This window comes from Vibrio sp. 10N.286.46.A8, from assembly GCF_041470165.1.
In the GTDB taxonomy this organism is placed as follows: domain Bacteria; phylum Pseudomonadota; class Gammaproteobacteria; order Enterobacterales; family Vibrionaceae; genus Vibrio; species Vibrio tasmaniensis_A.
In genome coordinates this window covers 1-6,740 of sequence record NZ_JBFRLX010000294.1, presented here as the reverse complement: position 1 = coordinate 6,740, position 6,740 = coordinate 1, and the positions used below count along the sequence as shown (strand labels likewise).

The 6,740-nt window shown below is 43.3% G+C and carries 7 protein-coding genes; 3 read left to right on the top strand and 4 right to left on the bottom strand.

Annotation, left to right across the window (positions count from 1 at the left end):
• Positions 1–120: 120 nt before the first annotated feature.
• Positions 121–1,227 carry a 1-acyl-sn-glycerol-3-phosphate acyltransferase gene (locus AB4232_RS21705; RefSeq protein WP_029223825.1) on the bottom strand — a complete coding sequence of 369 codons (1,107 nt, stop codon included), beginning with the start codon at positions 1,225–1,227 and terminating at the stop codon, positions 121–123.
• A 175-nt stretch (positions 1,228–1,402) separates the two neighbouring features.
• Between AB4232_RS21705 and AB4232_RS21700 the strand changes: the two genes are divergently transcribed.
• Positions 1,403–2,029: a hypothetical protein gene (locus AB4232_RS21700; protein ID WP_017097078.1), complete on the top strand. Its 627-nt coding sequence runs from the start codon at positions 1,403–1,405 to the stop codon at positions 2,027–2,029.
• Positions 2,030–2,151: 122 nt separating this feature from the next.
• Here AB4232_RS21700 and AB4232_RS21695 read toward each other — a convergent pair whose 3' ends face one another.
• Positions 2,152–2,643: a hypothetical protein gene (locus tag AB4232_RS21695; protein ID WP_009845744.1), complete on the bottom strand. Its 492-nt coding sequence runs from the start codon at positions 2,641–2,643 to the stop codon at positions 2,152–2,154.
• Positions 2,644–2,665: 22 nt separating this feature from the next.
• Positions 2,666–3,187 carry a nicotinate-nicotinamide nucleotide adenylyltransferase gene (locus AB4232_RS21690; RefSeq protein WP_009845745.1) on the bottom strand — a complete coding sequence of 174 codons (522 nt, stop codon included), beginning with the start codon at positions 3,185–3,187 and terminating at the stop codon, positions 2,666–2,668.
• Between the two features lie 109 nt (positions 3,188–3,296).
• On the opposite strand from AB4232_RS21690, the gene nadE reads away from it, so the two are divergent.
• Complete coding sequence (gene nadE, locus AB4232_RS21685) at positions 3,297–4,127, top strand: ammonia-dependent NAD(+) synthetase (RefSeq protein WP_372087991.1); 831 nt, start codon at positions 3,297–3,299, stop codon at positions 4,125–4,127.
• Positions 4,128–4,234: 107 nt separating this feature from the next.
• On the opposite strand, the gene AB4232_RS21680 is transcribed toward nadE, so the two are convergent.
• Positions 4,235–6,076, bottom strand: coding sequence for an MOSC N-terminal beta barrel domain-containing protein (locus AB4232_RS21680; protein ID WP_372087990.1), 1,842 nt, complete (start codon positions 6,074–6,076; stop codon positions 4,235–4,237).
• Positions 6,077–6,294: 218 nt separating this feature from the next.
• Between AB4232_RS21680 and AB4232_RS21675 the strand changes: the two genes are divergently transcribed.
• The gene (locus AB4232_RS21675) at positions 6,295–6,453 is read left to right on the top strand and encodes a YqaE/Pmp3 family membrane protein (RefSeq protein WP_008215717.1); all 159 of its coding nucleotides are present in this window, start codon (positions 6,295–6,297) and stop codon (positions 6,451–6,453) included.
• Positions 6,454–6,740: the final 287 nt, after the last annotated feature.

Sequence of the window (6,740 nt, the reverse complement as noted above, 5' to 3'; positions counted from 1 at the left end):
GATTGATTGATTGATTGACGGTAATAGCAGTACTTAGAAAAAGACACCTATACCGCTATAAAAAAAGGAGCCTTAGGCTCCTTTTTCAATTCAATCAACGAACTTGTTTGCTAACGCTCGTTAACCAATATTCTTCACTGGGTTCGCATAGCTATCGATCAAGTACTGACGAGCACCTTGTGGCAAACTCGATAGTTTATCTTCAAACTCTTGCTTCACCGCAGCTGTAATCGACTCGTCTTCTTTTTCTGCAGCCAGTAAGTTCACAGGAAATAGTTTGTAGTTATCATGGATCTGGCGGTCAATCTCTTGAGCAAGTGCTTCAGGCGTATCGAAATCTTGGTCAATAACCTGACCAAAACCAACATGAACACGCCCTTTATTACCGATGATGCCTTGAATGATACTTTCGATATCTTCAAACTCACCCTTTTCGTAACTGCCGTTTACGTCTTTTTCAAAAAGCTCTATTGCTTTCGCTGTGTCACATGGATCGTTTTCGTATGAAATAGCCACAGGAACGATCTTCAATGATTTCACGTACTCAGGAAATACGATTTTTTGCTTACGCCCTTCAACATGGAACATCTTCAGAATTGCTGGCTCTGTGAAGTCATTGCCGTCTTTTGCACGACCTTCTTTCTGAGCGATCCAAATAGAGTTACCTGTTTCTAGAGAGTGCTTAATGTACGAAGACAACTGCCCTAGCGCTTTCATCATTTCACGTGGCCCTTTTAGAGAACGCTTTACGATAAAGCTTTTGTTCAGACGCATCAATTCAGTCGCACATGGCTTCTTTAGTAGGTTATCACCAATGGCAATACGGCAAGTTTGATGATTTTTCAGATGCAAAGCGTAATTAACTAACGCTGGATCCATAGCAATGTCACGATGGTTTGATACAAACAGGTACGCTTGGTTCGCATCCAGTGACTCTAAACCCGTGTATGTCACCCCTTTGGTGGTTTTAGCGAGCGTATCGCGTAAGTACTTTTTCACTTCGATCTGAATGGATTCAACGCTAGTCAGCTTGCTCCATTTCATTTTCAAGTACACTCGCAAGATCGGGCTCATTAACGCTTTGAACCAAGACGCATGGTTTGAAAAACGATAGTGCAAGATCGCACTGATAAATTCTTCATCATTAATAAGACGGTTTAGTGCCGCTGGAATTTCATCATCGCCGTAAGGACGAATATCAACATATGGATCGGTTGGAGAGGTCATTTTTTCATTCATATAATAAAAAGCTGGCTCATTCTACGCGTTGTTTTGACTTATCGCAGCTACAGAGCCCATACTTTTGATAAGGTCAGACCAGAAACATCGAAAATGCCCTGTTATTATTGGCATTCTTTAAGATTAACGGTAATCTTGACGCCCCAAGACTAAGGTACTATCTATGAACTTCGCTATTGAATATACATCGGCTTACTTTTCACACCTGGTGATTACACCACGCAAAAAAGTACTTAAGCATAGCCTTGTATCGGTTCAAAGTGGTTTGGTTTTGATTAAGCTGGGCAAACAAGAGTATGCCGTCGAGCCAGGTCAGAGCGTCTGGGTTCCATATGACTGCCTAACATCACTGACCTACTTTCCAAACACACAGGTCAATCGTGTCGACTTTTCTGTGCGCTTGACGGATTCATTCCCAAGACAAGCGGGATACGTCACGCAAACGAACCTCTCTTCTGCGTTGCTAGAAAAGCTAGAAGTTACTAAGTCTCGTAGTCTAAAAACGAATAATACTGAGCAAGCGTTTAAAGATATGCTTTCTGTATTGAAGCAAGAAGTGTTGTCGTTTAAACCACTGCTTTGTGAAAGTGCTCTGTCTCAGCGATTCAATCAGTGGAATGTTGATGATTCGAACTTACCGCAAGAGCACACATTGGTGATGGTAATGCGCGAGGCGAAGAAACGCATGCAATCAGGTCAGAAACGTACTCTTGTGATTGATGACCTGTTCTCAGGTAAAGAAGAAGAGTTCGAGCAACTGTGCATGCTCGTGTTTGGTGAAGATTTATAGCTTGGCGGTAAGTGAGAGCTGGTATTAAAACTAGCAAGCCAAATACTAAAAAGCCGCAAAAACTCAGTTTTCGCGGCTTTTTTAATTCTTAGCACTTAGACAGAAAAGAATGAACTACCTGTCTAGAATGGCAGCTCAACCTGCATCATTAAGTCTGCATCACTAGAGTCATGCCAACGGTAATCAAAACGCATACGCGGCTGCCCTTCTACTTTATCACCAAAACCTATGCTCAGCTGAAGACCATGGTTCATCAACCACTCTTCTGTCGACATATTATACTGTTCATCTTCCAGCTCTTCTGGAAACCACATACCGAGACCAACATAGTTAGACTCAAGGCTCTGAGTTAACAAAGGCGCATCTTTGCTTTGAATAACCCAATCAGACCAGTAATCAGGCTTAGTTTGAGGTTCTGGTTCGCTTAACCCACTAAGCTCCAACATACTTTGGCCGAAAGCTTCAAGGCTCGTAGAAAAGTCTAAACAGCTATTTTCGTCATCAGAAGTCAGCATTACCGAATCTAGGCTAAAAAAATCACACTCAGCATATGCAGGTAAACTGCATGCTGCAATGATCATCGTCGCTGGTATCGCGCGCTTTAGCATAGTCATCAGACCTCTTGAGTGAGTGAATCTACATTATTGTATACAGTCCACTATCTTGCAATATCTTTGTAACTGACTTTGTACTCAGTTTTGCAACATCGCTTCCACTTATCAGCGCATTGCGGATATCAGTACTACGAATTTTCACTTTTTCAGGGCAAGCCATTACAGACCACTGCTCAGTAATCTCATCTGATTTATAAAAAGATGAGAACTTAAAGAAGTTGTCAGGACCTATAACGAACGTGAGTTCCGCATCACGATGTAACTTCTGAAGTGCGCTGAGCACCGCATAAGTCGTTACGCTTTCACCTGGAGTAAATAGGCTCTTTTCGACCAAAGAAAGCTCCACTTGCTCCAATGAAAGATCGCTAATAAATGCGTTAACTAACTGACATCTCGTATCAAAGTCTAGCATCTCTTTTCCCCAAGCATGGGCAATACTTGGAACGAGCAGGATTTTGTCAAAGTGAGCCAATGAATCAATCACACTTTTATGCCCTAAACTCGGTGGATTAAACGCACTACCGAAAATGGCTATTTTTTCCATTACTTATTACTGCCTTCTCTTTCTAAGCTTGTGCAAAGAGGTTTTTAAATCGGATGATTTAGGTATGATAACACTAGATTTTTAATTTGCTTGCAGGAAAGGAATACGAATGGAACAGTTAATTCGTGACGAAATGCGCGTACTACCTTCAATTGACCCTCACTTCGAAGTGACTCGTCGTGTGGAGTTTATCAAAACGAAACTTCAACAGTCAGGATGCAAATCACTGATCCTTGGTATCAGTGGTGGTGTCGACTCAACAACCTGTGGCCGCTTGGCACAGATGGCCGTTGATAGCCTAAATGAAAGCGCTGGTAGCGACGAGTACCAATTCATCGCGGTTCGTCTACCTTACGGTGAACAAAAAGATGAAGACGAAGCACAGCTTGCTCTCTCTTTCATTCAGCCTTCTCAATCTGTTTCTGTCAACATTAAAGCGGGTGTTGATGGGCTTCAGGCTGCATCTCACGTTGCTCTTGAAGGCACAGGTCTACTACCAACAGATTCAGCAAAAATCGACTTTGTGAAAGGCAACGTGAAAGCTCGTGCTCGCATGATCGCACAATACGAGATTGCTGGTTACGTTGGCGGTCTTGTGATTGGTACTGACCACTCAGCGGAAAACATCACTGGTTTCTACACTAAGCACGGTGACGGCGCATGTGATTTAGCACCACTATTTGGTTTGAACAAACGCCAAGTTCGTGAGCTTGCAGCAACGTTGGGCGCTCCAGAGCAACTTGTTAAGAAAGTACCCACTGCTGATCTAGAAGAGCTTGATCCACAGAAAGCCGATGAAGCAGCATTGAACCTTTCTTACGATCAGATCGATGATTTCCTTGAAGGCAAAGCCGTTTCTCAAGACGTATCCGATCGCTTAGTTGGCATCTACAAAGCAACACAGCACAAGCGTCAACCAATCCCAACGATCTACGATTAATTTTTGAATTAGCTCAGAATCAAAAAGGCCGGAAGCTCATTTACGAACTTCCGGCTTTTTCTATTTAGTGTTTTTTAATGCGTTTTTCTTAATGATCTAACGAGTCGTTAATCGACAACTTCGATATCGGTTTGAGGCACGCTACAACACGCCAAGATCTGCCCCATATTACGTTCATGATCTTGCAATGCAGGGACATCCGGTTGATGAACTTGTCCGGACTCAAGCGTCACTTTACACGCTCCACAGAAACCCGCACGACAACTTGAAGCAATAGATACCCCCGCGTACTCTGCTTGCTCTAGCAAGGTTGATTGATTATTACCTTCGAACAGGTAGCCGTTCACACTTAACTGCAGTTGCTTCACCGCTTCCTCGGTCGATTGAGCCACACCAAACGCTTCTTGATGGTAATGCTGAGGGTTGAGTCCCATTTGAATCAACAGTTTCTTTGCATTATCCATAAAGCCGTCAGGGCCACACACGAACGCTTGGCGCTTGTGTAGATCTTCAATTTTAGCGACATGCGACACGCTTAGACGCCCAGATAAACCATCCCACTCTTTGGTTGGTTGGCTTAATGAATAAATCACACGAAGACCCGCATGCTCACTGGCGATCTTATCAATTTCAGCTTGATAAGGGATGTCTTCTTCACTGCTGCATTGATGGTAGAAAACCACATCATCAATTTGACCATGGTCGGCTAAGTAACGAAGCATCGATAGCATTGGAGTAATGCCGCTGCCTGCAGACAAAAGCAGTAACGGATGAGTTGGATTCGCTTCTAAGTAGAACGCACCATCTGGATTCTGAGCAACTAGAGTATCACCCACTTGGAAGTGATCATTTAACCAGTTAGAGATTTGACCATCGTCCACTCGCTTCACTGAAATCGCTAAACGACCCGCTCGTGAAGGGCTAGAAGATAACGTGTAACGACGAGAAACTTTCTCGCCATTAATCACCATCTCAATCGGCAGGTGTTGCCCAGGCTGATAACTTGGTAGTGAGTGGTTCTCTTTAGCAGGCTCTAACCAAAAGGTCGTAAAGTCACGAGCGATCTCTTCACGCTCAACACACGTTAAATGTAACGACTCAACCCAAGTGTCTTCATAGTGTTCTTTCTCTTTGGTTTCGAGTACTTCAACCACATCACCCGCTTTAACCAAACCTTCATTTTTAGCCACAAGATTCTGACCAAAGAAAACGCCACCACGCTCGTTAGCTCTGAATGTAGAGAAGGAATTAAGAGGCTCTTTTGTTGCTCTAAATTCGCCACGATCAACATCAACCGTCGTTAGGATACAACGCTCACAAGGCTTCACCGCTTCGAACTCAACCTCACCGATACGGATACGCTTCCAACCATCTTCAGCAAAGGCTTCGGTATTCGAAACTACAAAATTGGTGCGGAACTGATCCATAGAGTGAACTTCAGGGCTGCGGCGATTAAGCTCATCTAGAGAGGCTTGGCTGATCACTAACATTGGATAGCCGTCAGCGAAACTGACATTATGGCCAAGCTTTTCACGCACTCGATTCGATTGCTCACCAGAAAACAGCAACTCAACACGAACTCCGAGCACATCACTGAACCAATCATCGGCTTCATCATTGGTGGTGTAAGCCGTAAAATTGTCTTTCCAAACCGTTGCTGGTGCTTCTTGCATCTTGAAATTTGCATACTTTAGACGCAGCGGCTCTTTACCTTCATAAGTAAAGATCAAACCGTCTGGCTGCAAGCTTGAAGACACCTTGACCATTTTCGGATACTTACGCGCTGTCACCATTGAGCCATCAGCCAGTGCCAACATAAAACGTCTGTCGAAAGTAAGACCCTGTTTTTCGACCCAAGCAGAAGAGAGTGCGATCCCGCCCACTGATTTAACCGGAAACACATTGATTTGAGATAAAGAGGGAGCTTGATCTAAAGGTGACTGCGACATAACGATTCCAATGTTTTGTTGTTTGTCCCAATGCTAACAAATGGTTATAAATAGATAAACTGGCAGGCATTAAACACTTGATACTAAGCTAATATCTTGAGATGTTTAAATCACTGCCTTGTATACATTAAGACAGCAATGCATTAACACTCTCTATACGTTCTATAATATGAACACGGTTATCGCATTGAACTTTCATTGAATAAAAAGGATTTATCATGAACAAACTCGTCATTATCATTTTATGTGTATTGCTTCCGCCCGTTGGTGTGTTCTTCGCTCGCGGTGCAGGTAAAGATTTGCTGATTAACATCGTCCTGACCTTCTTCTTCTGGGTTCCAGGAATGATCCATGGTCTGTGGGTAGCCACCCGCTAACCCTTATTAACAAATAGATACCGAATAAAATATCCATAAAAACAAGCTCCTAACCCTGAAGAGTTAAAAATAGGATGAAATGAAAGTGCTTTTCCACTATCATCCTGTCGCCTAAACGTAAGCGATTGCTTTCACAGATTTCGCTGAGTTTAGGCTCCAACTACATAACACTTCAAATGGTGGGAGCCTTCAATGACACAACTTACGATTACTCGTCCTGACGACTGGCACGTTCATCTACGCGATGGCGAAGTATTAAAAGATACAGTCCGCGATATCAGCCGCTA

Excerpts from the sequence above, each read along its gene's own strand:
- nadE (WP_372087991.1), top strand. The coding sequence starts at position 3,297 with ATGGAACAGTTAATTCGTGACGAAATGCGCGTACTACCTTCAATTGAC.
- AB4232_RS21675 (WP_008215717.1), top strand. The coding sequence starts at position 6,295 with ATGAACAAACTCGTCATTATCATTTTATGTGTATTGCTTCCGCCCGTT.
- AB4232_RS21690 (WP_009845745.1), bottom strand. The coding sequence starts at position 3,187 with ATGGAAAAAATAGCCATTTTCGGTAGTGCGTTTAATCCACCGAGTTTA.
- AB4232_RS21680 (WP_372087990.1), bottom strand. The coding sequence starts at position 6,076 with ATGTCGCAGTCACCTTTAGATCAAGCTCCCTCTTTATCTCAAATCAAT.
- AB4232_RS21705 (WP_029223825.1), bottom strand. The coding sequence starts at position 1,227 with ATGACCTCTCCAACCGATCCATATGTTGATATTCGTCCTTACGGCGAT.
- AB4232_RS21695 (WP_009845744.1), bottom strand. The coding sequence starts at position 2,643 with ATGACTATGCTAAAGCGCGCGATACCAGCGACGATGATCATTGCAGCA.
- AB4232_RS21700 (WP_017097078.1), top strand. The coding sequence starts at position 1,403 with ATGAACTTCGCTATTGAATATACATCGGCTTACTTTTCACACCTGGTG.